The following is a 25,959-nucleotide window of genomic DNA, read 5'->3' as shown; positions in this document are numbered from 1 at the left end:
GCTCAGTACAGCATGCGTTCGTCGCTGGCCTTGCCCACGGCCAGCACCGCGCCGCTGTCGCAGGTATGGCCGGAACGCCCCAGCAGCACGCGGTAGCGTGCCGGCGGCAGCGTGGCGGTGCCGACATAGCCGTCGAAGCCGGCATCCTGCTGCATCGCATCCTTGAATATCGCCGCGAGTTCCGGACGGACCTGGCGATCGTCGATCTGCAGCGCGAAAGCGGGGCCCTGCTCCGGCACCAGGCTCACGATTAGCGGGTCCGCCGGAGCGAAACCGGGCCGCACGCTCCAGCCGGTGAGGCGCACGGCCGGCATGAAGGGCATGTCGACCTGCCGGCTCTGATCCAGCTCGGCCAGGTTGACGCGATCCAGCGCGCACCGCGCGGCGGGATCGACCGGCGGCGGCGCCGCCGGCTGCAGGGCCGCCGGCGGACTGCGCAGCAGATCCCAGACTGCATAGGCGTAGCGGCTCAACGGTCCCACCGCGATACCCGCCGCCGGCGTGTTGCAGACCAGGCCGCCGCGCGCCGGGACCGTGGAGGCATCGCTGAGCTGCCAGCGGCAGCGGGTCGGATTGCCCCAGGGCAGCGGCTCGTCCGCCGGACGCAGCGACAGCGGCAACAGACTGCGCACCTTCGCGTCGCTGAGCGAACGGCCCAGGCTGGGCGGATCCGGGTTGAGCACATACGGTCCGTGCTTGCCCAGCAGGATGCGCTCGGCACCGTCCAGGAACGAACGCACATAGCCCGCGCCTATGCGCGTGCTGAAGAAATGTTCCTGCAGCGGGCGCCATTGCAGCCGGGTCTGCTGCACCAGGCCTATGCCGACGGCCGGCAGCACCACGGCGAGCGGAACCAGGCACAGGGCACGCCAGCGTCCGGGAGCGCGCCGCACCAGGGTCAGCGCGAAATACGCGGCGGCGAGCGCCCCCAGCGCCAGCACTTCGGTATAGCGCGCGGTGACCAGTTCCAGCCCATGGCCGCGGCTGTAGGCGCTGGCCGCAGCCGTCGCCAGGGCCCAGACGTAGATGCCGGCGAAGAACGCATCGAGCGGGTCGTAGCTGCGCCGGCGCCACATCTGCGCCAGCAGGAACAGGAACGGTACCAGCGCCAGCAGCGCCACCGGAACGGACGACGGCCAGCTGGCGAATATGCCGAGGGCGTGGAAGTATTCGCCCAGGTTCTGCGCTTTCAGCCACGACGCCGACTGGCCCGGATAGGCGGCGACGGCGGCGGCGGCCACCAGCAGCAGCGCGCCGGCCGGCAGGGCCAGGCGCTTGAGGCTGTCCTGACCGGCCAGCCAGCGCAGGCCCAGCACGAACAGCGCGACGAACGGCGTCAGCAGACCGGCGGCGATGCTGAACTGCGCGCACACCGACAGCACCAGGAGCAGCCCGGCGGTGACGGCACCGGCCGGCCTGACCGCGGCGATCCACAGACTCAGCAGCGTGAACAGATACAGGAAATGGAAGCCGCTCTGGAAACCGGCCAGGGTGTTCTCCCAGCCATACGGCAGCACGCCGATCAGCACCAGCAGCAGGCACAGGGCGGCAGCCAGCGGCCACGGCGTGCGGCGCACCAGCAGCCAGGCCAGCAGGCCTATCGAAAAAAGATAAATGATGACATTTGCATTACTTTCCACCCGGCCGTCCCACTGGCCGTCGTTCAGCCGGAAAAGGCCCATCGCCAGCAGCCGGCTCGCGGCGATGCGGTGCTCGTTGTGCGCCGTCCACAGCTGGCGCCAGTCGTAGTTGCCGTCCACCATAGGCAGATACAGCGCACCGCCTTCGGCGCCCCACTGGTCCCAGTACGGCACGCTGGTGCCGTAATCGGCGATCAGCGACAGGCGCGCCAGGCCGACCACGGTAACGACCAGCAGCATAGCCAGCAGGGCGAGCCGGCGCGAGGCAAAACGCCGGCCCGCGCGGCCCGGCAGGGCGTCGTCTCGCGCTGTGACAGCGCCAACGGGGTGGGAATCCATCTGTCCAGCTCCTGGCCGACGCGGCGCTGCCTTCGCATTTGCCGCGCTGCAAAAGACCGAACCATAGATATGAAAGCAGGCCCAGCGCAAATGCCGCCGTACGGAAGCGGCGGCGCAGGCGCTGCGGGCCGGGCGGCGGTGACGGCGGCGATTCGGGCTGCGGGCGCGCGGCCAGCCGGGAAATTCTTGAAGAAACCCCTGCCCGCCGCGGGCGGCCAGGGGTTCTCCCGTTACTGCCGCCGGCCCGTGCGCCGGCGGCTTGAAGGCAATGGCCGTAACGAACGCCACGCCAGTCCGGAAACACCACGCAGCGGACTGCGCGGGTACCGGGCTCCTCCCCTCCGAGGATGGTTGCGGCAAGCGGCAGGGCCGGCTTCCGCGATGGGTAGGCGGGCGGCCTGCGGCCGTCGCGCCGGAATCTGGGTCGCGGCCGCGTCTGCGGCCGGCTTGACCGGGTCCGGTTCCGCGGCTGAGCCGCGGAACCGGCAAGTCCCGTGCGCCTCCCTGCGCTACCGCCGTGTCCGTGTGGCGGTCTGGCGGCGGACTCCTGTCCGCCGCCGCAAGCTATTACTCGTAATTGCGCTCAGAACTGGATCGACCACTGGTTGATATAGCCCGTGTCGCCCGAGTAGACGTCGGTGACCTTGAGCTGCCAGGTACCGTTGCGCGGCGAGCCCGAGGTGTTGACCGGGTAGGTCGCGATCACGTTGGCGGCGCCGTCGCTGGAGCTGGAGTTCTTCAGACGGGTGCTGGTGCCGTTGGGCGCGATCAGGTCGATCTGCAGATCGCCGCGGTAGGTGTGGACGATGTTGACCGACACCTGCGTGGCGGTGGAACCGTTGCCGCTCTGGCCGCTTATCGTGATCGGGCTGGAAACTGAGCTGGAATCCGGGATGTTGTAGTCCGTCGTATTGGTGAACGGACCGCTGCCGCCGCCGCCGGTGGTATAGCTGCCCTTGAGGCTGACACCGGAGAAAGCCGAGTAGCCGCGCACCTTGACGTAATAGGTGCCCGCCTGCGCCGTGGTGATGTTGCAGGTCTCGGTGTTGCCGCTGAGGTAAGGACGGCAGTCATAGCTGCTGGTGGTCGGCGCGGAACCGAACTTGACGTACAGGTCCGCATCGCCCGTGCCGCCGGACTGCTCGAACTTGAGGCCGGTGGCGCCGGCCGGAACGGCCAGGGTGTAGGTCAGCTCGCCGTTGGCGGCGCCGGACAGGCCGGTCACGGCCACGCCGTTGGTCAGCACGTTGCCGCCGCCGCCCGAGGACACCGTGACCGACGAGGTCTTGGTGTTGGTCGCGCCGCCATTGTCGGTGACGGTCAGGGTGACGGTGTAGGTGCCGGCCGCGGCGTAGGTCTTGCTCGGGCTGGTCGCGGTCGAGGTGCTGCCGTCGCCGAAGTTCCAGGAGCGCGAGGCGATGCTGCCGTCGCTGTCGCTGGAGCTATCGGTGAAGTTCGCCGTCAGGCCGCTGGTGGAGACGCTGAAGTTCGCCACCGGCGCGACATTGCCGCCGCCGCCCGTCACCGCCGCCAGGGTCTTGGCCGCGTCGATGATGCCGGTGCCGCAGCCGCCGGAGCAGCTGCCCGGCAGCGGCTTGGCGTTGTTCTTGATGAGGGTCTCGATCTGGTCCGGCGTCAGCGACGGGTTCTTGGCCAGCATCAGCGCGGCCAGGCCGGCCACGTGCGGCGAAGCCATCGAGGTGCCGGCGTAGAAGGCGTAGCTCTCGGTGCTCTGCGTGCTGCTGCCGGAGTTGAGCGTGGAGAGGATGTCGCCGGCGCCGCCGCTGCCGTCGCCGCCCGGAGCGGAGACGTCGATCAGCGCGCCGTAGTTGGAATAGCTGGCGCGGCTGCCGGCCTTGGTGGTGGCGGCGATGGAGATGACGCCGTTGCAGTTGCCGGGATCGAAGCCGGACACGTTGGCGTTGTCGTTGCCGGCGGCGATGGCCAGCACGGTGCCGCGGGAACGGGCCGAGTTGATCGCATTCTGCTCGGTCGAGGAGCAGGCGCCCTGGCCGCCCAGGCTGAGGTTGATCACCCGGGCAGGAGTGGCATTGGCCGGCACGCCGGAAACCGTGCCGCCGGAGGACCAGATGATGGCGTCGGCAATGTCGGCGATGGAGCCGCCGCACTTGCCCAGCACGCGCACCGGCTGCACCTTGGCGTTGAACGCCACGCCGGCCACGCCCTTGCTGTTGTTGGCGATGGCCGCGACCGTGCCGGCCACGTGGGTGCCGTGCCAGCTGGAGCCCGAGGAATACGACACGCCGCACTCGTTGGCGGCGAACCAGTCGCCTTCGTCGTTGGGGTTGGAGTCGCGGCCGTTGCCGTCGCGCGCCGTGGTGGAGCTGGAAATGAAGTCATAGCCGGCAACCGTCTGGCCGGCCAGGTCGGAATGCGGGGTGATGCCGGTGTCGATCACCGCCACGACCACGCCGCTGCCGGTGGACACGTCCCAGGCCGACTGCACGTTCATGCCGCCGACGGAATTGAACATATCCCATTGTTCACTGTAGCGCGTGTCGTTGGGCACCAGGAAGGCGCGCACGCGCTTGTTCGGCTCCACCTTGGACACGCCGGGATTCTTGGCGAATTCGACCATCGCGCGCTCGTAGTCGAACGCGGCGCGCTGGGAAGCGCGGTCGCCGGCCAGGGCCTGGGCGCGCACGAGGATGCCGCCGGTGGCCAGCTCGCGTTCGATGGCGAGGCCCACACCCATCGCCTTGGCCACGCGCTCCACGTCCTGCGCCGCCAGCGCCTGCGCTTCGCGCGAGGCGGATTCGCTGCGCGAGAGCTGGGTTTCCTGGCCGTTGTAGTAGACGATGAAGCTGTCGACCTGCTCACCCGGAGCGGCGACGGCGAAATTGACGCGGTCGGCGAACGCCGAACGCTCGGCTGCACTGATGCCCGCGGCCTGCGCCGAAACGGCTGCACCGAACAGAGCCAGTGCCAGCGCACTACGGCGCATGCTGCGTTGCGAAACTACTTTCACGATCAACCCCCCACCGGATTAGGAATGAACCGGCCGCCACCCGGCGGCCAGATGAGTCGCTCCCGTTTCGCCCGCAACGCACTTCCCCACCGCGAGGGCTCCCGGAACCGGGCGCCGCGGTTCTGCCGTCTGTGCTGTTGAACCGCGGCCCGATCTGGGCCGGTCACCGGTTCCTGCGAGCGTGCATCCGAAACCCCCCGGTTCCGAAAACGCGGCGCAAGCTAGCAGCGCCTGCAACCGTCCGTCAACCAAATCCGACCGCTAAGTGATTGATCCATCACGATTTATATTGCTCTGCAACAATTATGTCCGGACAAATTAAGTAAACTACGAAATTGTTCGGAGGCGCTCCAGGCCGCGCCATTGCTGGCCGCATGGGGCTTTGGCACGGCTGCCAAAGAGTGACCGGATTTGTCACAAAACGACGCGACCCCGGCCGGCTAGCCAGGCGGGCTCGACGGCAGGATTGCGAGCTGCGCAAGCCGTTTTGCGAAAAACTCCGCCGGAAACGAGAACTGGCGCAACAAATCGAGGCCGGCCGGCACCTCCGCCGCGAGGTACCGGGAGAATCCGCCATCCGGCCCGGCCCTGCGGCACGGGCAATGCACTGGCAGGGCGATCCGTCGTGTTGGGCTCGCCAGCGCTCGCGACAGCAGTTCCCGGCCCGCGTTGCGGCCAGGCCGGAACCCTCATCTACACGCAGTACCGGCAATGCGAACATGCTTGGCGGAGCCGGCCGCCGGTGCGAATTCAGGGATTCGCTGCAGATGAAGTTCAGGGTGTCAGCGTGCTCGTGGCATAGCCGTCGGTCGGAAGGGCGCTTGTCCCTGCCGTACGCTGTTGCCGGCGAAAAAGGCTGTGCCGCGGCGGATTTTCCGCGGCCGTCGGCAGCGATTTCCGGCCGTTGCGGATCGCCGGCTGACGCCGCTTCCAAGCCGGCTTCCGTGTCGCGCGGCGATTGCAAAAACGCAGCTTTTATCAGAGCGGCACGCCGCCTGCAGCGCACTCACTTTAGCTTTGTCGACATCTCCACATCCCCGGCCGCCGCTGCGCCGCCGGGGCCGATTGAGGGTTCCCGGGCCGTTATTGCGTCTGAATGGACACGCCCGCCGTCCCACTGCATGGACCAAACTGTGATTGCACGCACGCAAGACCGCTACGCCACGGCGCATGCTGGCCGCCAGCACGCGGGCCGGCCCGCGCGTCCAGGAACGGCACAGGGCAAACGGATGGCTAAACGGGTCATCGAAGCGAACGCTGCGGCGATTGGCAGGCCAGCGAGGCCGCCGCGCCGCACCGGGATGTCACCCGCATGAGCAACCAGGGCAGCATACGCACCGATGCCGCCGCGCGCGACGAGCTGCGCGAGCGCTGCCTGTCGCTGGTGCGGCGCTGGCAGCCGCTGGCCCAGGGCGGCTGGGACCGCAACGCCGCGCGCCAGCTCGGCGACGAGATCGACCAGATCGCCGATACCAGCGAACGCCTGGGCCTGGATGCGCTCAACAGCGATGCGCTGGAACTGGCCGCCTACCTCTGTTCTTTCATCGACGACGCCCTGGTGCCCAACACGCGCGATCTCGCGCGCCTGGCGGAAATGGTGCAGGCCCTGGGTGCCGACCTGACCGACCTGTCGGCCACGACCAAGGCCGCCGTGCATACCCTGCCCAGCGCGCGCGTCAGCGCGGAAATTCCGGTAGTCAGGCCCGGCGGCACGGCGCAGGAAACGCCGCTGCGCAGTCCGGCGCCGTCCGCACCTTCGCCGGCGCCGTCGCAGGCCGGTGCGCAGAACCCCGCCGCACAGAGCGGCACCGGCCGGCCCGCTGCACCGCCGCCGGATCCGGCAATGCAGGCTGCGCCGCCGGCGCACGCGCCCCAGCCGCAAGCGCCGCTGCCGGCTTCGTTCGCTCCGCCACCGGCAGCGCTGCACGTCGGCACGCAGCAGACGGCGGCGGATACGACCGGGCTGTCACCGGCCGCCGCCATTCTCGAAGCGCGCATCGCCGAGCAACAAGCTGCCGACACGGCCGAAAGCCCCCAGTCGCTGACCAGCGGCGACAGCCTGATGCGCCTGCCGCGCGCGATCGCCCTGCACGGCATCGACGACAACATAGCACCGGGGCTGATCAGCGCGCTGCGCGAGCGTGGTTTCGACACCCGCATCTCCACCGAAACCTACGAACTGCTGGATTTCCTCGAAAACGCCGTACCCGGCGCGCTGATCCTCGATGCGCGCAAGCTGCGCATCTACGGCCGGGTGCGCGCCATCTACGACAAGCTGGCCGCCGAGGGCGAGGCCCTGCCCAGCCTGGTCGTGCTGTCGCCGGATACCGACCTCGGCCACCGCCTGCTTGCCATGCGCGCCGGCGCCGCCGGCTTCTTCCAGGCGCCGGTGGACAGCCTGCGCGTGCTGGCCAAGCTGGATGAACTGCTGGCCCATACCGCGGCACCCGCCTGGCGCGTGCTGCTGGTCGCGCCGGACCGCCACAACGCCATCGACGCCGCGCGCGCGCTGGCCGAACGCGGCATGACCGCGCGCATCGTCGGCAACGGCCAGGGCACCCTGGCAGCGCTGGCGGAATTCCGTCCGGACGTGGTCGTGCTCGACTGCAATCTGCCGGACGTGGGCGGCATAGAACTCACCCAGATGATCCGGCAGCAGCCCGAATACGCCGCCGTCCCCATCATCCTGGCCGCCGACGCGGCTTCGCTGAACCTGCGCTTCGATGCCATCGCCGCCGGCGGCGACGAATTCCTGGTCAAGCCGCTCAAGACCCGCCACCTGCTCAGCGCGGTGACTTCGCGCGTGCGCCGCGCACACTGGCTGCGCGAGGTCATAGGCAATCCCGACGGGCGCGACTCGCGCACCGGGCTGTACTCGCGCAATGTGCTGATCGAGAAACTCACCGCAGCGCTGGGCGACCGCTCCGCGGCGCTGCTGACCGTGACCCTGGACCGCGCCGGCGAGCTGCGCGAGAAGATCGGCCTGACCGGCCTGGCCGCCATCGACGCCCACGTCGGCAACCTCATGCGCACCCAGCTCGATGAGCTGGACCTGCCGGCGCAATACACCGATTTCCACTATTTCGTCCTGCTGCACCGCCGCTCACGCAGCGATATCACCGACATGGCCGAGCGCCTGCGCTTCGCCCTGGCGACCCAGCCCTTCATCTACCAGGGCCAGAGCCACGCCCTCACCGCCAGCATCGGCATGGCCCTGCTCGGCGGCGAACACAGCAGCGTGGACGAAGTGGTGACCAATGCGGAAGCGGCGCAGATCGCCGCGGCGCACCTGGGCGGCAACCGCGTGCTGTGGTTCGAGGCCAAGGAAGCCGCGCTGCTGCCGTCGGATCCGCTGCTGGCCGTGCGCGCGGTGCTGAGCCGGCCGCTGACGCCGGAGCAGACCCAGTTCGAGTTCCAGCCCATCGTCGCGCTGGCGGGCAAGCTCAGCGGCCAGTTCGAACTCAGCTTCAAGGTCAAGAGCACGCAGGAAGCCGGCGTCGCCGTGGCCTATGCCGATCTCGCCCCGGTGGCGGCGGAATGCAACCAGCTCACCACGCTGGACCGCTGGCTGCTGGAGCGCTCGCTCAGCGTGCGCGAGGAACAACTCAAGCGCGGCCGCCAGCTGCGCCTGTTCGTGCCGCAGTCGGTGTCCACCCTGCTCGATCCGGATATTCCGTACTGGCTGGCGCGCGAACTCAAGGAACGCCATCTGTCGGGCACCGGCCTGACTCTGGAACTGCCCTGCTCCCAGCTGATCGACGCCGGTGCACGCGCGGCCGAGCGGCTGAAGTTCCTGCACCAGAGCGGCGTGCGCGTGTGCCTGGTCGATTTCGGCCGCGACTGGGCCGCGGTACATGCGCTGAAGAACCTGACCATCGACTTCGTGCGCCTGTCCGCCGGGCTGGTATCGGAACTGGGCACGGCCAAGTCGATGAGCGACACCTTGCTCGCCCTGATCCGCAAGGCCCACGCCGCCGGCTGCGCCGTGATCGCGCCCGAGGTCGATTCCATCAACCGCGCCCACCTGCTGCTGCGCCTGGGCGTGGACTACGGCCTGGGACCGGCCTTCGCCCGCGCCTCGGGCACGCCGGAATTCGATTTCTCGCGGCCGTTGTGGTGAGCAGGCAGGCGCACGGGCGCAGCGTTCAGCGCCCGTCCGCCGGCAACGCGACCTGTGCAGTTGCAGCTTTGTCGGCGATTCCACGGCAGCGGCGGCGGGAGGCGATCTGCGCCATCCAGTGGGCAAGGTTTGACGACGGACCGCAGCGGCCGCCACTGTCGGCGTACGTCTGATGACCTACGACGAGCACAGTATCGAAGTGGTTGATGCTTTGCGCCATGCGGACATGGACGACAGCGCGCTGCGCAATGCCCTCAGAGCATGCCGGTTTCCAGCTTGGCCACATCCGACATCATGGCGTGGGTCCAGGGCGGATCGAAGGTGAGTTCCACGTCGGCCGCGGCGATGGTCGGTATCGCCTCGACCTTGGCGCGCACGTCGTCGACGAGGATGTCGCCCATGCCGCAGCCCGGCGCGGTCAGGGTCATGCGCACGCGCACTTCGCGCTCACCGGATTCGCCGCGCACCAGGTCGCATTCGTAGACCAGGCCCAGGTCGACGATATTCACCGGGATTTCCGGATCGAAGCAGGTGCGCAGCTGCTGCCACACCAGTTTCTCCACCTCGGCATCGCTGGCGCCCTCGTCCAGAACGATGGCTTCGGGCGGTTCCTTGCCGATCGCATCGGCGTCCTCGCCGCGGATGCGGAACAGGTTGCCTTCGACATAGACGGTGAAGCTGCCGCCCAGGGCCTGGGTGATGTAGCCGATCTGGCCGGCCGGCAGGGTGACGCTCTCGCCCTGGGGCACCATGACCGCGGCGCAGTCGCGTTCCAGTTTGATGGGTTCGGAAGTGTGGCTGTAACCGGACATTGGCGGGTTCTGATCCTTCCGGCCAGGCCGGGGGAAAACGGCGATTATGCGGCCTGGCGCCGGCCCAGGCCCAGCTCGGCCAGGCAGGCGCCGAACAGTTTCATGGCGGCTTCGATATCGGCCGGCGGCAGGCTGGCATAGCCCAGCAGCAGGCCGTTGCGCGAGGGCTGGCCCAGGAAATAGGGTTCGATCGGATAAAGTCCAAGCCCGCGCTCGGCCGCCAGCGCGATCAGCCGGTCCATCTGGCCGCGGCTGACGCCGGGCAGCCAGGCCACCAGGTGCATGCCGGCGTGGGTGTCGGCGACCTCGACCGCCGGCGCGTAGCGGCGCAGCCCGCCGAGCATGGCGTTGCGGCGCTGTTTCAAGGTCTTGGCGGCGTCGCGCAGGTGCCGCTCGAAGCTGCCGTCGGCCATGAAGCGGGCCAGCGCGCCCTGCTCTATCGCCGGACAGCCGCGGTCGCAGAACCATTTCGCGGCGATGAAGGATTTCTTCAGCCCCGGCGGCAGCACCATGTAGCCCAGGCGCAGCGAGGGGAACAGGGTCTTGGAGAAGCTGCCGATGTAGATGACCCGGCCGTGCCGGTCCAGCGACTGCATGGCCGCGAGCGGATGGGCGTCGTAGCGGAATTCGCCGTCGTAGTCGTCCTCGATCACCCAGGCGCGCTGACGCGCGGCGTATTCGATCAGCTCCAGCCGCCGCGCCAGCGACATTACCGCGCCGGCCGGGAACTGGTGCGAAGGCGTGACCACGATCAGGCGCGCGCCGCGCTCGGGCAGTTCCTCGGTGCGCAGGCCGTCGGCATCCACCGGCACGGCTTCCACCCGCGCGCCGTGCGCCTGGAACACCTGGCGCGCGCCGCGGTAGTGCGGATCCTCCAGGATCACGCCGTCGCCGGCCTCCACCAGCACGGTCGCGGCGAGGAAGAAGGCCTGCTGCGTGCCCGATACCACGAGCAGGTCGTCCGGCGCGCAGACGATGCCGCGGCGGCGCGCAAGGTAGTCGCAGATCTGCTCGCGCAGGATGCTGAGGCCCTGCGGGTCGGGATAGTCCATCTCCGCATGCGCCGAGGCCTGGGCCAGGGCGCGGCGCCAGGCGCTGGTCAGGGTGGGATTGGTCAGCGGCAGGCCGTACTGCAGGTTGTAGCGCAGGCCCTTGTACTGGCGGCCGGGGATGATGTCGTCGAACACCTCGCGCGCGCGCTTGGCGTAGCGCGCGACCGGGCTGTTGGGCACCACCCGCGGCGCCGGATGCGGCTTGCGCGCGGCCTCGATCTCCGCCACGTAGCTGCCGGAGCCGACCTTGCCGACCAGGAAGCCCTCCGCATGCAGCTGCTCGTAGGCCGCCAATACGGTATTCCTGGATAAATTCATTTCGCGCGAAAGTACCCGCGTCGCCGGCAGGCGCGCGCCGGCGGCGACGCGGCCGGCCAGGATGGCCGCCTTCAGGGCCCGGGTGAGTTGCGCGTACAGCGCGCCGTTGCCGTCCAGTTCGAGATACACGATTGGCCCTTTCGCGCAAAGCGATTGCGGTTCTTGGTGGGTCCAATTCTGAGCCAGATACTGGCCACGTCAAGAGCCGGAGCCGCCCCATGCCAGCCAATTCCCGCCATCAGGTCCGCCGCACCAAGGAAAGAGCCCAGTACGAAGCCGCCGCGGTCCACGCCGTGCTCGACGCCGGCTTCCTCGCCCATGTCGGCTTCAGCGTCGACGGCCAGCCCTTCGTCATCCCCATGCTGTATGCGCGCGAAGGCAATGATCTGCTGCTGCACGGCTCCATCGCCAGCCGGCTGATGCGCAACCTGGCCGAAGGCGTGCCGGCCTGCATCAGCGTCAGCCATGTGGACGGCCTGGTGCTGGCGCGCTCGCACTTCCACCATTCGGTGAACTACCGCTCCGTGGTCTGCTTCGGCACCGCGGTGACGGTTGACGATCCGGTGCAGAAAGCCCAGGCCCTGGCCCGCTTCGTCGACGCCATCCTGCCCGGCCGCGCGGCCGAGTCGCGCGAATCCGACCGCAACGAACTGGCCGCGACCCTGCTGCTGCGGTTCCGCATCGAAGACGCCAGCGCCAAGGTCCGCAGCGGCGGTCCGCGCGACGATCCCGCCGACCGCGGCCTGCCGCTGTGGGCCGGTGTGGTACCGCAGGAAGTGCGCTTCGGCGCCGCGATTCCGGCCGAGGACTGCGACCTGCCGCCGCCGCCTTCAGTGCAGCGCCTGCTCGGCGGAGCGCAGCCGTGATCGACTACCGCGACGATGTGATTCCCGATCTGGCCACGGCGCGCGCGCTGTATGCCGACTGCTCGCTGGGCGCGCGCCGGCCTATCGCCGACGACGCGCGCTTCGGCGCCATGCTGGCCAATGCCAATCTGACCATCACCGCCTGGGATGGCGCTGTGCTGGTCGGCATCGCGCGCAGCCTCAGCGACTTCGGCTGGACCACGTATCTGGCCGATCTGGCAGTGCGCGACGCCTACCAGCGCCGCGGCATCGGCGTGGAGCTGATCCGCCGCACCCGGCGCGCCGCGCCCCAGGCCAAGATCGTGCTGCTGGCCGCGCCGGCGGCGGTGGACTACTACCCGCACATCGGCTTCAGCCATCACCCGCAGGCCTGGCTGCTGGACAGCGACGCGCCGCTGTCCGGCTGAGCGGCCGCCAACACGGCGCGGCGCCTAACAACTGCTTTGCGGACGGCGGCGGCGGTGCGGCTTATGATGCGCGGCCTCTTTGCCGCCGGTCGTTCCCATGCTCCTTGCCATTGCTCCGTCCCATGGCCGCTAAGCCAGGTTCGTTCACGCCGCTGCTGGGCCTGGCCACGGCGCTGATGGTCGCGCTGGCCGGCGCAGCCGTGTGGGCGCTGGCCGCGCTGTGGCGCAACGGCGACCTGTGCCTGCTGGCCCTGCCCCTGGGCGTACTGATAGGCCGCGTACTGCAACGCCACTGCGGCGCCTGGCGCGGCGTCGGCGCGGTCTTCGCCGTCGTCTTCAGCCTGGCCGGCTCGGCCTATGCGCTGGGCCTGATCGCCAGCGCCCGCGTCGCCATGCTGATGGGCATGCGCCTGAGCGACACGCTGGGCCGCATCGGCGCGGACATGGCCCTGGCCGTGGCCTGGGCACGGCTGGACCGGCTGGAAGTCGCCAGCCTGATCGCGGCCGCCCTGCTTGCCGGCGGCGTCGCGTTCTGGCGCAGCAAACCGCGGCCGCTGCCGTTCGGCCAGGAAACGGACCCGCGCGGCGGCTGAAAGCCGCGTTGCCGTAACTGCGCAGTTGCGCCGGCGGCCGCGCGCCGCGTTGCCAGGCGCGGAAGCCGGCACGGATACTGGCCGCGTTCCCGTATCCGTCCTGTCCATGCTCCGAACCGCCCTCGCCCATATCGAAAGCGGCCGCTACCGCGATGCCGAACAAGCTTGCCTGCAGCTCCTGCTGCAGGACGCCGACGATGCCGGCGCCGCGACCCTGCTCGCCGTCAGTCTGCAGGCGCAGCAGCGCTTCGACGAAGCCATCGCCCTGTTCCAGCGCCTGGCCGCCGCGCCCGGCGCCGGCGCGGCCCAGGCCAACAACCTGGGCAACTGCCTGCGCGAAGGCGGCCGCCACACAGCCGCCGCGGAAGCCCTGCAGCGTGCACTGGCCCTGGGCGGCGAGCAGCCCGGCGTCCTGCTCAACCTGGGCCTGAACGCGCTGGACCAGGCCGATGCGGACACCGCCATGCGCTGGCTGGACCGCGCCCTGCAATTGCAACCCCAGGACGAGGAAATCCGCACCTACGCCGCCGCGGCCGCCTTCGATGCCGGCGACACCGGCAAGGCGCGCGAACTGCTGCAGCCCGCGCTGCACTGGCCCCAGGCTGAGGCCGGGCTGCTGGCCGAAGCGGCCTGGCTGCTGTTCCGCCTGGATGCAGTGGCCGAAGCCGGGACACTGCTCGCCCGCGCCTTGCAGGCCGATCCCGCCCAGCCGCGCGTGCTGCTGCGCGCCGCAGCCATCGACGAACGCTGCAACCGCCTGGATGCCGCCGCGCGGCGGGTGGCGCAACTGGAAGCGCAGGGCCCGCTGCAGCGCGGCCTGGCCGAAGACCTGGACTTGTTGCGCGCCGCCCTGGCCGGCCGCGGCAAGGACGGCGCAGCAGCGCGCCGGCTGCACCAGCGGCTGATCGAAGCCGGCGGCAACAATGCGCAAAATCCCAGTCTGTATTTTTCCCTGGCGCGCCTGTGCGACCGCGAAGGCGATGCACCGGCGGCGATGCAGGCGCTGGAAACGGCGCATGCGCTCAAGGTCGCCAGACTGCAACCCCGCTCGCCGCAGCTGTTCGCCGCGGCGACACCGTTCACCATCACGCGCTACCGCCTGGACGCGGCCGGCTACGCCGCCTGGACGCCGGACGAAAACGCTCCGGCCATGCAGGACAGCCCGGTATTCATCGTCGGCTTCCCGCGCTCGGGCACCACGCTTCTGGAAACCGTGCTGGACGCCCATCCGGGCCTGGCCTGCATGGACGAACGCGCCTATCTGCAGGACCTGATCGAGCACATGCAGTCCCGCGGCCTGCGCTATCCGGAAGACCTGGGCCGCCTGTCGCCGGCGCAGTGCGCCACACTGCGCGCGATCTACCGCGACCGCGTCGCACGCCATGTGGACTGGAGCGGCGGCGTGCGCCTGGTGGACAAGAATCCGCTCAACCTGCTCAAGCTGCCGCTGCTGCGGCGATTGTATCCGCAGGCGCCCATCCTGCTCGCACTGCGCCATCCGGCCGACGTGGTGCTGAGCAATTACATGCAGAACTTCGGCTCGCCGGTTTTCGTCGCCCTCTGCGCCACGCTGCAATCCACCGCACGCGGCTATGCCGAAGCGATGGACTTCTGGCGCGACCAGCACGGCGTACTCGGCGGCCATGTGCTGGAATCCCGCTACGAAGACCTGGTCGGCGACCTGCCCGGCCAGGCACGCAAGATCCTCGATTTCCTGCAGCTGCCCTGGCATGACGCCGTGCTCGCGCCGCATACCCATGCCGCCGCGCGCGGCTTCATCTCCACGCCAAGTTATGCCCAGGTCGCCGAACCGGTGAACAGCCGCGCGGTGCAGCGCTGGCGGATGTATCGGGAGTGGTTCGAACCTGTGCGGGAAGTGTTGGGGCCTTGGGTGGAGCGGTGGGGGTACGAGTGGTGAGGGGGCAGCGCGTCAGTTCGTGAAAATTCCGGTTTCCGCCAGCTCTTTGCGCGGTGAAAAATCCGGCGGAAATCCAGGGAGAAGAGGCGCGTTGATCGTCTCCCCCACCCAGCCCTCTCCTCCAAGCGAAGCTTGGGCGGGAGGGCGGTTTTCGCTTTTGCTGGCGGAATCCGGCAATTCCGTTGCCTGGAAAATCCGATCCCGCCGTGCACTCAGCGCAGGTCCGAGTCCCGAATCCCGAACCCAACCCCGATTCACTCCCGCCGAATCGTCACATCCCCGCTGAAGCTGTCCAGCGAAATCTCGCCGTCCCCGTCGCCCACCTTCACCCGCAGACTGGAACCCGGCCCGTGCTCCGGCTTCTGCACGGTGCCGAAGTCCGAACGCAAGGTTCCGCTGAAGCTTTCGGCTTCTATGCTGGCGGACAGGTTGCCCGGCAGCCCCAGGCGCACGTCGCCGCTCATGGTTTCGATCTCGATGCGGCCGCCCTTGTCCAGGCCGCCGCTGATCTCGATGTCGCCGGAAACCGAGCTGGCCTCGGTCTGCTTCAGCGGCGCGGAGGCGACGATCTGCAGCTTGCCGGAGACGGTTTCCAGGCGGGTACGGCCGCTGACGCCGCGGGCGGTGACATCGCCGCTGACGGTCTCGATCGAGCTGTCTTCGGCCTTGCCGTCGAACTCCACGTCGCCGCTGACGCTTTCCAGGCGCAGGCGCGGGCTGTTCACGGCGGAGACGCGGATGCGGCCGGATACCGAATCGACCTGCACCTGGCCGCCGGAAAGCTCGCTCACCGCGACCTCGGCGCTGACCACGCCCACTTCCAGCGAGGCGCCGCGCGGCACTTTCAGATTGAGTATGGTTTCCTGCATGGAGGAATCCGAACCCCAGCTCAACATGCCTTTGCGGTCCGGGCCTTCCACCCGCACGCTGAGGGAGCCGCCGCCGCCTTCGATGGCCAGGCGCTTGGCGCCTTCGCCCAGGCTGCCGGTGATGCCGACTTCGTTCTTGTCCCAGGCGCTGACGGTGACCGAGCCTTTGACGTTGCTGATGTCGATGCGCGCACCGGCGTCGACGCTGCGGGTTTCATTGATCGGCGTACCGGCCAGTGCGAGGCCGGGGGCTAGCAGCATGCCGAGGAACAGCAATTTGGTGTTCATGTAATCTCCGGGACAGATCAGCTTGAGGCGAGCCCCATGCGCGCAAGCTTCAGCCGTCGTTCGTTGGTGCGGTTGAGCAGGCCGACGAGGAACACTGCGTCGGGCTGTTGTTGCAGCATCTGACGTATTTCATCCGCCGCGGCGTCGAGTTCCACCGCCGCTGCGGCCAGGCGCGGATCCTGCGTGCGCACCTGCTTGAACTGCTGGTCCAGCTGCGCCAGCGCGGCGGCGGGATCGGTCTTCACCGAAGCCTGCTGCGGCGCCGGCGGCACGGCCGGGTTGTGGGAAAGCGCGGCAACCAGCACGGCCAGCGCGACGCTGGCGGCGGCGGCGAAGGGCAGCGCCCAGCGCCGGAACGCGGGCCGCGGCGCGGGAGCAGCGGCGGCTTCGGTCTGAATGCGCGCGGCGATGTCCAGCCACAGGTCGCGCTGCGGCTGCACCGGGCCGGAAAGGTCGCGCATCTGGCGCCGCCACTGGAAATCATGCTCGTTCATGCCGCTGCTCCGAGTAGTTTGCGCACCAGGCCGCGGGCCCGGTGCAGCTGCGCCTTGGACGAACCCACCGCCATACCCAGCTCTTTTGCAATTTCTTCATGTTTCCACCCTTCCACATCGTGCAGCACCAGCACGGCGCGGGCGCGCGGCGGCAGCTTGGCGACGGCCTGTTCCAGGTCGGCGCGCTCGCCGGCACAGAATGGCACATCGCCGCCGGCGGCGAACTCAAGCACGTCGTCCTCGACCGTCTGCTCGTTGCCGGCGCCGCGCAGGTCCATCAGGGCGACGTTGACGCCCAGGCGGTACAGCCAGGTGGAGAAGGCGCTTTCGAAGCGGAAGCCGCCGAGCTTCTGCCAGGCGCGCACGAAGGCATCCTGGGTCAGCTCCTCGGCGCGGGCGTGGTTCATGCCGACGATGCGCAGTATGGCGCCGTGCACGCGGCCGACGTGCTTGCGGTACAGCAGTTCGAAGGCGCGCAGGTCGCCGGCGATGGAGCGCTGCACCAGGGCGCCGTCGTCGCTGCCGGCGGCAGCCGACTCAGGCATCGCGTAACTCATGGTCAGGCTGGCAGTATTCATGGTGCCAGCTTGGATGCGGCGAACCAGCCGCGGGTTTAAAGCGCGAGGGCATGGCGCCGGCGCGCCAGTTCCGCGGCGGCGCGGACGGTGGCGAAGTGGATGTCCACGATGTCGGCGACGTCCGCCGCATAGCCGCCCGCCATGCTGATGGAGAGCGGCAGATCATGCCGCAGGCAGGCATCCAGCACCATCCGGTCGCGTTCGGCCAGGCCGGGCTTGCTCAGGGCCAGGCGGCCGAGGCGGTCCTGGGCATACGGGTCGGCGCCGGCGAGGTAGATCACCGCATCCGGCTCGGCCCGCTCCAGCGCCACAGGCAGATGGTGCGCCAGCGCATCCAGGTAATCGGCATCGCCGCAGCCGTCGGGCAATTCCACGTCGAGGTCGCCGGCTTCCTTCAGCGCCGGGTAGTTGCGCGCCCCGTGCATGGAGAAGGCGAAGATGCTGGGATCGTCGCGCACGATGGCCGCGGTGCCGTTGCCCTGGTGCACGTCCAGATCGACCACGAGCAGGCGCCGCGCCAGCCCCAGCGCCTGCACATGGCGCGCGGCAACGACGGAATCGTTGAACACACAATAGCCGGCGCCGTGACCGGCGAAGGCGTGGTGGGTGCCGCCGGCGAGATTCACGGCCACGCCGTCGCCTTCCAGCGCGGCCTGCAGCGCCGCCATGGTGCCGCCGGCGGAACGGCGCGAACGCTCGATCATCAATGCCGACCAGGGGAACCCGATCTTGCGCTGCTCGGCCGCGTCCAGCCCGCCGCGGCTGGCGCGTTCGACGTAACCGCGCTCATGCGCGCGGCACAGGGCGGTGTCGTCGGCCGGCTGCGGTTCGCGCAGTTCCACGCCCAGTTCCGCCGCAGCGGCGCGCACGCGCTCGTACAGCAGCGCGTACTTGGCCATGGGGAAACGGTGTTCCGGCGGCAGCGGCAGTACGAAGTGGTGGCAGTAGAACGCCTTCACGGCGGGCATGGCGCGGGCGGAACGCGCCGTCCCGGCAAACCGGGCCGGCGCTGTCCGGTCCCGCTCAGCCTACGGCGACCTTGGCCTGCGGCTGCGCGGCCGCGGCCAGCTCGGCGCTGACGCGGGCGTGTTCCTGCTGCAGCGCGGCCGGAGTGCGGTCGCCGAAGGAAGCCAGGTACTCGCCGATGCCGGCGTATTCGCGCGCCCAGCCTTCGCGGTCGACGCTGAGCAGCAGATCCAGGTCCGCATCTGCCAGGTTCAGGCCGGCCAGGTTCAGGTCCTCGCGCCGCGGCAGGTTGCCGATCGGCGTCTGCACCGCCTCGGCCGTGCCCTTGCAGCGGTTCACGATCCACTCCAGCACGCGCATGTTGTCGCCGAAGCCCGGCCAGACGAACTTGCCGTTGGCGCCCTTGCGGAACCAGTTGACGTGGAAGATGCGCGGCAGCTTGGCGTTGCCCTTGTCCAGGCTCAGCCAGTGGGCGAAGTAATCGGCGAAGTTGTAGCCGCAGAACGGCTTCATGGCCATGGAATCGCGGCGCAGCACGCCGACCGCGCCGGTGGCCGCGGCGGTGGTCTCCGAACCCATGGATGCGCCGACCAGCACGCCGTGGCGCCAGTCGCGCGATTCGAACACCAGCGGCACCAGCGATTCGCGGCGGCCGCCGAAGATGATGGCGGAGATGGGCACGCCCTGCGGATCTTCCGCCCGCGGCGACCAGCTCGGACACTGGCGCGCGCTCACGGTGAAGCGCGAATTCGGATGCGCCGCCGGGCCGTTGGCGGGATCGTAGTCGCGGCCCTGCCAGTCCTTGGCCGGCTTGCCTTCGGGCAGGCCTTCCCACCAGGGCTGCTGGTCGGCGGTCTCGGCCACGTTGGTGAAAATCGCGTCGTGGTCGAGCATGGCCAGCGCGTTGGGGTTGGTGTTGCGGCTGGTGCCCGGCGCCACGCCGAAGAAGCCGGCTTCCGGGTTGATCGCCCACAGGCGGCCGTCGGCGCCCGGCTGCATCCAGCAGATGTCGTCGCCGATGGTCCACACCTTCCAGCCGGGATAGGCCGCGGGCGGGATCAGCATGGCCAGGTTGGTCTTGCCGCAGGCCGACGGGAAGGCCGCAGCCACGTAGAAGGTCTCGCCCTGCGGGCTTTCCAGCCCCAGGATAAGCATGTGCTCGGCCAGCCAGCCTTCCTGCCGCGCCTGCCAGGAGGCGATGCGCAGGGCATGGCATTTCTTGCCCAGCAGGGCATTGCCGCCGTAGCCGGAACCGATCGACTTGATGGTCAGTTCCTCGGGGAAATGCATGATGAAACGCTTGGCCGGATCCAGGTCGCCGGTGGAGTGCAGGCCCTTGACGAAGCTGCCCTCGCGCTCGATCCGGCTCAGCGCCGGCGCGCCCATGCGGGTCATGATGCGCATGTTGGCGACGACGTAGGGGCTGTCGGTGATTTCCACGCCGCAGCGTGCCAGCGGCGAATCGATCGGCCCCATGCAGTACGGGATCACGTACAGGGTGCGGCCCTTCATGCAGCCGGCGAACAGGGCGTCGATCTTCTGGTGGGCCTCTTCCGGTGCCATCCAGTGGTTGTTGGGGCCGGCGTCCTCGGCATTGCGCGAGCAGACGAAGGTCAGGTGCTCCACCCGGGCCACGTCACTGGGGTTGGAGCGGTGCAGGTAGCAGTTCGGATGCGTGGACGGATTCAGCTCGGTCAGGTCGCCGGTATCGAGCATGAGTTCGACCAGGGCCTGGTATTCCGCCTCTGAGCCGTCGCACCAGTGGATGCGGTCGGGCTGGGTCAGACGGGCGACTTCATCCACCCACCGGTTCAACGCATCGAGCTTGCTGGCCATTTGCTAGATCCTGGGCCTACCGGGGCCCTGCCTGAAAGTAAGGCAGGCCACGTTAGCGGCGGGCCGCCAGCATTGCAACAAATCCGCTGGCGGCCCTCAGTTGGATCAATGGCTTGCGTCGTTACCGCGGGATCACGCCGGAATCAGCGTATTGATGGTGTGCTCGACGTACTCGTCGAACTCCGCGTGCGAGAGCCGCGGCAGGCCCAGCTGCATCGACAGCTGCAGGAAACCCGCATAGGCCGCATAGGCCAGGCGCGCGCGGTAGGAGGCGGCGACCTTTTCCAGGCCGAGCTGGCGGTAGGCCAGGGTGAGGAAATCGATGCGCCGCTGCGACACCCGCGACATGACCGGCTGCACCACCGGATGGTCCAGTGCGCGCAGCAGGGCGGAGTAAATCACGTGGGACTGCATCTCCCGGCTGGTGCGCCGGAACAGGGCGCGCAGGCGTTCACGCGGGTCGCGGATGGGTTCCACGCCGGTGAATTCGTCCTCGTCGGCCCGCTCCCAGCGTTCCAGCGCCGCCTTGAGCAGGGCCTCGCGGGTGGGGAAATGCCAGTAGAAGCTGCCCTTGGTCACGCCCAGGCGGCGCGCCAGCGGCTCCACCGCTGCGCCGCTGACGCCGTGGTCGGCGATCGCGTCCAGGGCGGCCTGTTCCCAGTCGGCCGCCGACAGGCGCCCGCGTGTTTCAAATTGAGCAACGGTTTGTTCCATGACTGTGGTTCCGGCAAGACCGCCGCCACGGCGGTACGCCTGCGAACCTAGGTGGTCGGAGCGTATGGATACCTCTATTCAGAAAATTTTTATCTGAAAACGAGAAAACCCCGGATTGATTACTCTACTTCGGACCTGATACTCAAACGTATGTTTGAAGCCCGCCAGATGCCTGCCAACACCTTGACGCCAAAGGTCCCCGTCACGCTGCTCAGCGATGACGGACTGGTCCTTTCCTGCGATATGCACGGCAATGCCGGCGACCCGGCCCTGGTGTTCGCCCATGGCTTCGGGCAGACCCGCCTGGCCTGGCAGGGCAGCGCGGCCCGGCTCGCCGCGCAAGGTTTCCTCAGTCTTTGTTTCGACGCCCGCGGCCACGGCGGCAGCGGCTGGCAACCCCGCGGCGACTACGCCCTCGATCACTTCATCGCCGACCAGGCAAGCCTGGCCCGCTACGCCGGTCCCTCAGCCGTGCTGGTCGGCGCCTCCTTCGGCGGGCTGATCGGTCTGCTGGCCCAGGCCAGCCAGCCCCAACTGTTCCGCGCCCTGGTACTGGTCGACATCACCCCGCGCTGGGAGACGGCCGGAGTCGAACGCATCCTCAGCTTCATGCGCGCGCATCCGGACGGCTTCGCATCGCTGGAGCAGGCGGCCGCGAGCATTGCCTCCTACCTGCCGCACCGGCGCGAGACCCGCTCGCCGCAGCGCCTGCAATCCCTGCTGGTGCAGCGCGAAGACGGCCGCTACCGCTGGCATTGGGATCCGGCCCTGCTCGACCGCGTGGCCGAGAACAGCGAGCGCCACCAGGCCGTCCTGATCGAGGCCGCGCGGCAGATCCGCGTGCCGGTGCTGCTGCTTTCAGGCAGCGACAGCGATGTGGTTTCGCAGTCGACCATCGCCGAATTCCTGCAGCTGGTACCCCAGGCCCGCCATGTCGTGGTGCCGCGTGCGACCCACATGGTCGCAGGGGACCGCAATGACCTGTTCACCGACGCTGTGCTTTCCTTTGTCCGTACCCTGCCTCCGGGCCGGGTTTGATCTACGAGGAGTTCCCCATGCAACACTGGATCCCCTTGCTGGCTGCGCTCCTGGTATCGCTGGCCTGCTCCTACCGCCGGGTCGGCCTGCGCACCTGGAGCATCGCCACCGGCCTGGCCATCCTCGTCGCCGGCTACCTGGCTGGCGCGCACTGGGCCGCGACCGCGGGTACCCTGCTCGCGTTCGGCCTGATCGCCGTGCCGCTGAACCTGGCCGGCTTCCGCCGCAGCCGCCTGAGCGCGCCGCTGCTGGCCATCTACCAGAAGATCACGCCGCAGCTGTCGCCGACGGAAAAGATCGCGCTGGAGGCCGGCACGGTCGGCTTTGAAGGCGAGCTGTTCAGCGGCAAGCCGAACTGGAACCGCCTGCTGCGCGAACCCGTGCCCACGCTTTCCGCCGACGAGCGCGCCTTCCTCGACGGCCCGGTGGAAGAACTCTGCCGCATGGTCAACGACTGGGAAATCACCCACGAACTGGCCGACCTGCCGCCGCCGGTATGGGAGTTCCTGAAGAAGAACAAATTCTTCGGCATGATCATCCCGCGCGAGTACGGCGGCCTGCAGTTCTCCGCCCTGGCCCATTCGGTGGTGCTGCAGAAGCTGGCCAGCATCTCCACCACGGTGGGCTCCACGGTCGCGGTGCCCAATTCGCTGGGTCCGGCCGAACTGCTGCTGCATTACGGCACCAAGGAACAGAAGGACTTCTACCTGCCGCGCCTCGCCGACGGCCGCGAAATTCCCTGCTTCGCCCTGACCGGCCCCTACGCCGGCTCCGACGCCACCTCGATCCCGGACTACGGCATCGTCTGCAAGGGCGAATGGAACGGCGCCAATGTGCTCGGCGTGCGCCTGACCTTCGATAAGCGCTACATCACCCTGGCCCCGGTCGCGACCGTGGTCGGCCTGGCCTTCCGCATGTACGACCCGGAGAAACTGCTGGGCGACACGGAAGACCTGGGCATCACCCTGGCCCTGGTCCCGCGCGAGACCAAGGGACTGGAAATCGGCCGCCGCCACATGCCGCTGAACATTCCGTTCCAGAACGGCCCGGTGCGCGGCAAGGATGTATTCGTGCCGCTGTCGCAGCTGATCGGCGGCCCGGAGATGGCCGGCGAAGGCTGGCGCATGCTGGTGGAATGCCTGTCGGTGGGCCGCGCCATCTCGCTGCCGTCCAATGCCACGGGCGCCGCGCGCATCGGCTCCATCGCCACCGGCGCCTATGCCCGCATCCGCAAGCAGTTCGGCATGGCCATCGGCCGCTTCGAAGGCGTCGAGGAAGCGCTGGCGCGCATCGGCGGCTACACCTATGCGATCAGCGCGCTGTCGCGCGCGACGGCCGCTGCCGTGGACCGCGGCGAAAAGCCGTCGGTGCCCTCGGCCATCGGCAAATACCACGCGACCGAACTCGGCCGCGAGATCGCCAAGGACGTCATGGACATCCACGGCGGCAAGGGCGTGATCCTAGGCCCGCGCAACTACGCCGGCCGCGCCTGGCAGGGCGCGCCCATCGCGATCACGGTGGAAGGCGCCAACATCCTCACCCGCAGCATGATGATCTTCGGCCAGGGCGCGATCCGCTGCCATCCGTTCGTGCTCAAGGAAATGCAGGCGGCCCGGCTCAGCGACTATTCCGAGCGCGTCGCCGCGTTCGACAAGGCCCTGTTCGGCCATATCGGCTTCGCCATCTCCAACGCTGCACGCAGCTTCGTGCTGGGCCTGACCCACGCCAAGATCGGTTCGGCCCCCGGCGACAAGTACACACGCCGCTTCTACCGCAAGCTCAATCGCTACGCCGCCGCGCTGGCGCTGACCGCGGATACCTCGATGCTGGTGCTGGGCGGCAAGCTCAAGTTCAAGGAAAAGATCTCCGCCCGCCTCGGCGACGTGCTGTCCAACCTGTACATCGCCTCGGCCATGCTCAAGCGCTACGAGGACCAGGGCCGCCCGGTGGCCGACCAGCCCATGCTGGCCTGGGCCTTCCACGACTGCGTCTGGCGCATGCAGATGGCGCTGGACGGTGTGCTGCGCAATTTCCCGCTGCGCCCGGTCGCGTGGCTGCTGCGCGCGCTGATCTTCCCGCTGGGTCGGCGCGAAGTGCCGCCGTCGGACCGCCTGGGCCGCCGCGTCGCCGCGATCCTGTGCGCGCCGAATGAAACCCGCGACCGCCTGGCCGGCGATGTCTACCTCACGCCGAACGCGAACAACCCCATCGGCCGCATGAATGCGCTGCTCGCCGACGTGATCGCGGCCGAGCCGGTGGAACGCAAGTTCCTCAAGGCAGCCAAGACCCTGGGCGCCAAGGCCTATGACTACAACGGCCAGCTGGCCGAAGTCGAAGCCGCCGGCGGCATCACCAGCGAGGAACGCAAGCTGCTGGAGCGCGTGCGCACCGCGACCTTTGAATTCATCAGCGTGGACGACTTCGATCCGCGCGAGCTGGAGGCGGCAGTGAAGCACGGCAAGACGGTGCTGCGGTCGGTGGCGTGAGGCCGGTGCGGAGCCTTGCGCCGCTGTGTTGGAATCCGCTACTGGATTTCAAGGCAGTAGTGGAGGCTTGGCGCAACCGAGGCTGGAGCTGCGATCGGATTTCATGCGGCACCGCAAGGTGCCAGCGGTCTGCGTGAAGCACACGCGGTATCAGACAAGCCCAGGATCCTCTTGCTCCCTCTCCCCCGAGCCCGCTCGGGGGAGAGGACCGGGGTGAGGGGGCGACATCAGATCTGCACCGACGCAGCAGCTTTCGCCGCGCCGTAGCTGCACTCAGGGTCTTCGCGAAAACCTCCGCGTTGCCGCGCATTTGACGTTGCCCCCTCTCCCAGCCTCTCCCCCGAGCAAGCTGTGGAGAGGAGCAGAAGCAGCCGGCCGAGGCAGCGCAAGCCGACCTGGCACAGCCATCGGCAACACATCCATCGGCAGCATGTTCACGATTGCGGCACACCCCGCCAACCGTAGCACGCCCATCACCCGGAGAATCCCATGGCATCCGCAGCCCTCAGCCTGTTCCGCAAACTCGGCAGCTCCGCTCCTGGCCGCTGGCTGTATTCGCGCCTGATCTGCTGGCGCGCGCCCTACTTCGGCAGCATCGCGCCGCGAGTGGACGTGCTGGAGAGCGGCCGCTGCGTGGTGCGCATCGCGCACCGGCGCCGGGTGCAGAACCATATCGGCACGGTGCATGCGATCGCCCTGTGCAACATGGCCGAGATGGCCGGCGGCCTGGCCACCGATGCGACCATTCCCGCCGGCATGCGCTGGATTCCCAAGGGCATGAGCGTGCGCTATCTGAAAAAGGCCAACGGGCCGATGACGGCGACCGCGCTGGTGCCGCCGGTCGCCGATCCGGCCAGCGGCCAGGACCTGCACGCCAAGGTCGAAGTGCGCGACAGCGCCGGCGACGTGGTATTCGACGCGGATATCACGATGTGGGTTTCGCCGGCCCGGCGCGCCCAGGCCGCGGGCGACTGAACCACATACGCCCCAGGCCCGGCCCGCTCCGGACTCACCTGCCGAACAGCATCCGCAACGCCTGCTCGCCGCAGGCGAATACGAAGCCGGCCAGAAAGAACAGATAGCTCAGGCGCAGATAGCGGTATTTGTGCCGCGCCAGGTACAGGCCCAGCGAATACAGATCCTTGGCCTGGGCCTCGTAGACGCTGCCGTCGGCCTGCATGGTGCGCGCCATCTCGGCCAGGAAGCGCTCGCGGCTCAGTTCGGAGAAATGGCCGAAGAACAGCAGATTGAAAAACGGCGGCAGTTCTTCACTCTGCAGGCGCAGCGGCCGGTACTTGGGCAGCACAGCCAGTATGGCCAGCAGCAGCGCAAGCAGGGTGAAGCCAATCAGGATCAGCACGGCCACGCGCAGGTCGGGCTCGGCCAGCCGGCCCAGCGACAAGGTCAGCACGATGGACGACACCGTGATGATGATATTGGCCTTGGTGTCGGCCATGGCCGACAGCTGCACATGATGCTGCTGCGCCGTGCGCAGGATATTGTCCGAGGTATTGCGCTCGGGCACCTGGGCGAAGACGCTGCGCCTGGTCTCGCTGTCGCTCATGCCGCAGCCCTCCTCCGGCGGTTTGGCGCATCATAATCGCTGGCCGGCGCGGCGGAAGCGCGCGCCGGCACA

Annotated in this window: 19 protein-coding genes; 8 read left to right on the top strand and 11 right to left on the bottom strand. The window is 68.8% G+C overall.

Annotated elements, in window-relative coordinates; genetic code table 11:
- Positions 1 to 2 precede the first annotated feature (2 nt).
- Positions 3 to 1,979, bottom strand: coding sequence for a hypothetical protein (locus NM961_RS07285; protein WP_255913276.1), 1,977 nt, complete (start codon positions 1,977 to 1,979; stop codon positions 3 to 5).
- A 583-nt stretch (positions 1,980 to 2,562) separates the two neighbouring features.
- On the bottom strand, positions 2,563 to 4,944 hold the full coding sequence (locus NM961_RS07275; RefSeq protein WP_305119069.1) for a S8 family serine peptidase: 2,382 nt from the start codon (positions 4,942 to 4,944) through the stop codon (positions 2,563 to 2,565).
- A gap of 1,336 nt (positions 4,945 to 6,280) precedes the next feature.
- Between NM961_RS07275 and NM961_RS07270 the strand changes: the two genes are divergently transcribed.
- The gene (locus tag NM961_RS07270; RefSeq protein ID WP_255913275.1) at positions 6,281 to 9,088 is read left to right on the top strand and encodes an EAL domain-containing protein; all 2,808 of its coding nucleotides are present in this window, start codon (positions 6,281 to 6,283) and stop codon (positions 9,086 to 9,088) included.
- Positions 9,089 to 9,342: 254 nt separating this feature from the next.
- Here NM961_RS07270 and sufT read toward each other — a convergent pair whose 3' ends face one another.
- Both sufT and pdxR read right to left on the bottom strand, forming a co-directional pair.
- A complete protein-coding gene (gene sufT / locus NM961_RS07265) occupies positions 9,343 to 9,900 on the bottom strand; it encodes a putative Fe-S cluster assembly protein SufT (RefSeq protein ID WP_255913274.1) in 558 nt (185 codons plus the stop codon).
- Between the two features lie 44 nt (positions 9,901 to 9,944).
- Complete coding sequence (pdxR, locus tag NM961_RS07260) at positions 9,945 to 11,399, bottom strand: MocR-like pyridoxine biosynthesis transcription factor PdxR (protein WP_255913272.1); 1,455 nt, start codon at positions 11,397 to 11,399, stop codon at positions 9,945 to 9,947.
- Between the two features lie 89 nt (positions 11,400 to 11,488).
- Here pdxR and NM961_RS07255 point away from each other — a divergent pair, with 89 nt between their 5' ends.
- From NM961_RS07255 to NM961_RS07240, 4 genes are all read left to right on the top strand, one after another.
- Positions 11,489 to 12,136, top strand: coding sequence for a pyridoxamine 5'-phosphate oxidase family protein (locus tag NM961_RS07255; protein WP_255913265.1), 648 nt, complete (start codon positions 11,489 to 11,491; stop codon positions 12,134 to 12,136).
- A complete protein-coding gene (locus NM961_RS07250; RefSeq protein ID WP_255913264.1) occupies positions 12,133 to 12,543 on the top strand; it encodes a GNAT family N-acetyltransferase in 411 nt (136 codons plus the stop codon). Before NM961_RS07255 ends, NM961_RS07250 begins: the two co-directional genes overlap by 4 nt.
- A 122-nt stretch (positions 12,544 to 12,665) precedes the next feature.
- Positions 12,666 to 13,136 (top strand): hypothetical protein, encoded by a 471-nt coding sequence (locus NM961_RS07245; protein WP_255913262.1) that lies wholly within the window; start codon positions 12,666 to 12,668, stop codon positions 13,134 to 13,136.
- Positions 13,137 to 13,242: 106 nt separating this feature from the next.
- Positions 13,243 to 15,054: a tetratricopeptide repeat-containing sulfotransferase family protein gene (locus tag NM961_RS07240; protein ID WP_255913260.1), complete on the top strand. Its 1,812-nt coding sequence runs from the start codon at positions 13,243 to 13,245 to the stop codon at positions 15,052 to 15,054.
- 254 nt (positions 15,055 to 15,308) lie between these two features.
- On the opposite strand, the gene NM961_RS07235 is transcribed toward NM961_RS07240, so the two are convergent.
- The 6 genes from NM961_RS07235 to NM961_RS07210 form a co-directional block, all read right to left on the bottom strand.
- On the bottom strand, positions 15,309 to 16,211 hold the full coding sequence (locus NM961_RS07235; RefSeq protein ID WP_255913257.1) for a DUF4097 family beta strand repeat-containing protein: 903 nt from the start codon (positions 16,209 to 16,211) through the stop codon (positions 15,309 to 15,311).
- Between the two features lie 17 nt (positions 16,212 to 16,228).
- On the bottom strand, positions 16,229 to 16,705 hold the full coding sequence (locus tag NM961_RS07230; RefSeq protein WP_255913255.1) for a hypothetical protein: 477 nt from the start codon (positions 16,703 to 16,705) through the stop codon (positions 16,229 to 16,231).
- Complete coding sequence (locus NM961_RS07225) at positions 16,702 to 17,283, bottom strand: RNA polymerase sigma factor (RefSeq protein WP_255913254.1); 582 nt, start codon at positions 17,281 to 17,283, stop codon at positions 16,702 to 16,704. Before NM961_RS07225 ends, NM961_RS07230 begins: the two co-directional genes overlap by 4 nt.
- A gap of 35 nt (positions 17,284 to 17,318) precedes the next feature.
- Positions 17,319 to 18,251 carry a histone deacetylase family protein gene (locus NM961_RS07220; protein WP_255913250.1) on the bottom strand — a complete coding sequence of 311 codons (933 nt, stop codon included), beginning with the start codon at positions 18,249 to 18,251 and terminating at the stop codon, positions 17,319 to 17,321.
- Positions 18,252 to 18,306: 55 nt separating this feature from the next.
- Positions 18,307 to 20,085 (bottom strand): phosphoenolpyruvate carboxykinase (GTP), encoded by a 1,779-nt coding sequence (locus NM961_RS07215; protein WP_255913246.1) that lies wholly within the window; start codon positions 20,083 to 20,085, stop codon positions 18,307 to 18,309.
- A 132-nt stretch (positions 20,086 to 20,217) separates the two neighbouring features.
- Entirely contained in the window at positions 20,218 to 20,799 is a 582-nt protein-coding gene (locus NM961_RS07210; RefSeq protein WP_255913243.1) for a TetR/AcrR family transcriptional regulator, read from the bottom strand.
- Positions 20,800 to 20,967: 168 nt separating this feature from the next.
- Between NM961_RS07210 and NM961_RS07205 the strand changes: the two genes are divergently transcribed.
- The 3 genes from NM961_RS07205 (at position 20,968) to NM961_RS07195 (ending at position 25,298) form a co-directional block, all read left to right on the top strand.
- A complete protein-coding gene (locus NM961_RS07205; RefSeq protein WP_255913242.1) occupies positions 20,968 to 21,837 on the top strand; it encodes an alpha/beta fold hydrolase in 870 nt (289 codons plus the stop codon).
- Between the two features lie 17 nt (positions 21,838 to 21,854).
- Positions 21,855 to 24,323: an acyl-CoA dehydrogenase gene (locus NM961_RS07200; RefSeq protein ID WP_255913241.1), complete on the top strand. Its 2,469-nt coding sequence runs from the start codon at positions 21,855 to 21,857 to the stop codon at positions 24,321 to 24,323.
- Positions 24,324 to 24,812: 489 nt separating this feature from the next.
- Positions 24,813 to 25,298: a hotdog fold domain-containing protein gene (locus NM961_RS07195; protein WP_255913240.1), complete on the top strand. Its 486-nt coding sequence runs from the start codon at positions 24,813 to 24,815 to the stop codon at positions 25,296 to 25,298.
- 34 nt (positions 25,299 to 25,332) lie between these two features.
- On the opposite strand, the gene NM961_RS07190 is transcribed toward NM961_RS07195, so the two are convergent.
- Positions 25,333 to 25,887, bottom strand: coding sequence for a Pycsar system effector family protein (locus NM961_RS07190; protein ID WP_255913239.1), 555 nt, complete (start codon positions 25,885 to 25,887; stop codon positions 25,333 to 25,335).
- Between the last annotated feature and the right edge of the window lie 72 nt (positions 25,888 to 25,959).

The sequence above is a fragment of the Tahibacter harae genome (assembly GCF_024437735.1).
GTDB lineage: Bacteria > Pseudomonadota > Gammaproteobacteria > Xanthomonadales > Rhodanobacteraceae > Tahibacter > Tahibacter harae.
Note: the sequence above shows the minus strand (reverse complement) of the source record. Positions and strands in the feature narration are given on the sequence as shown.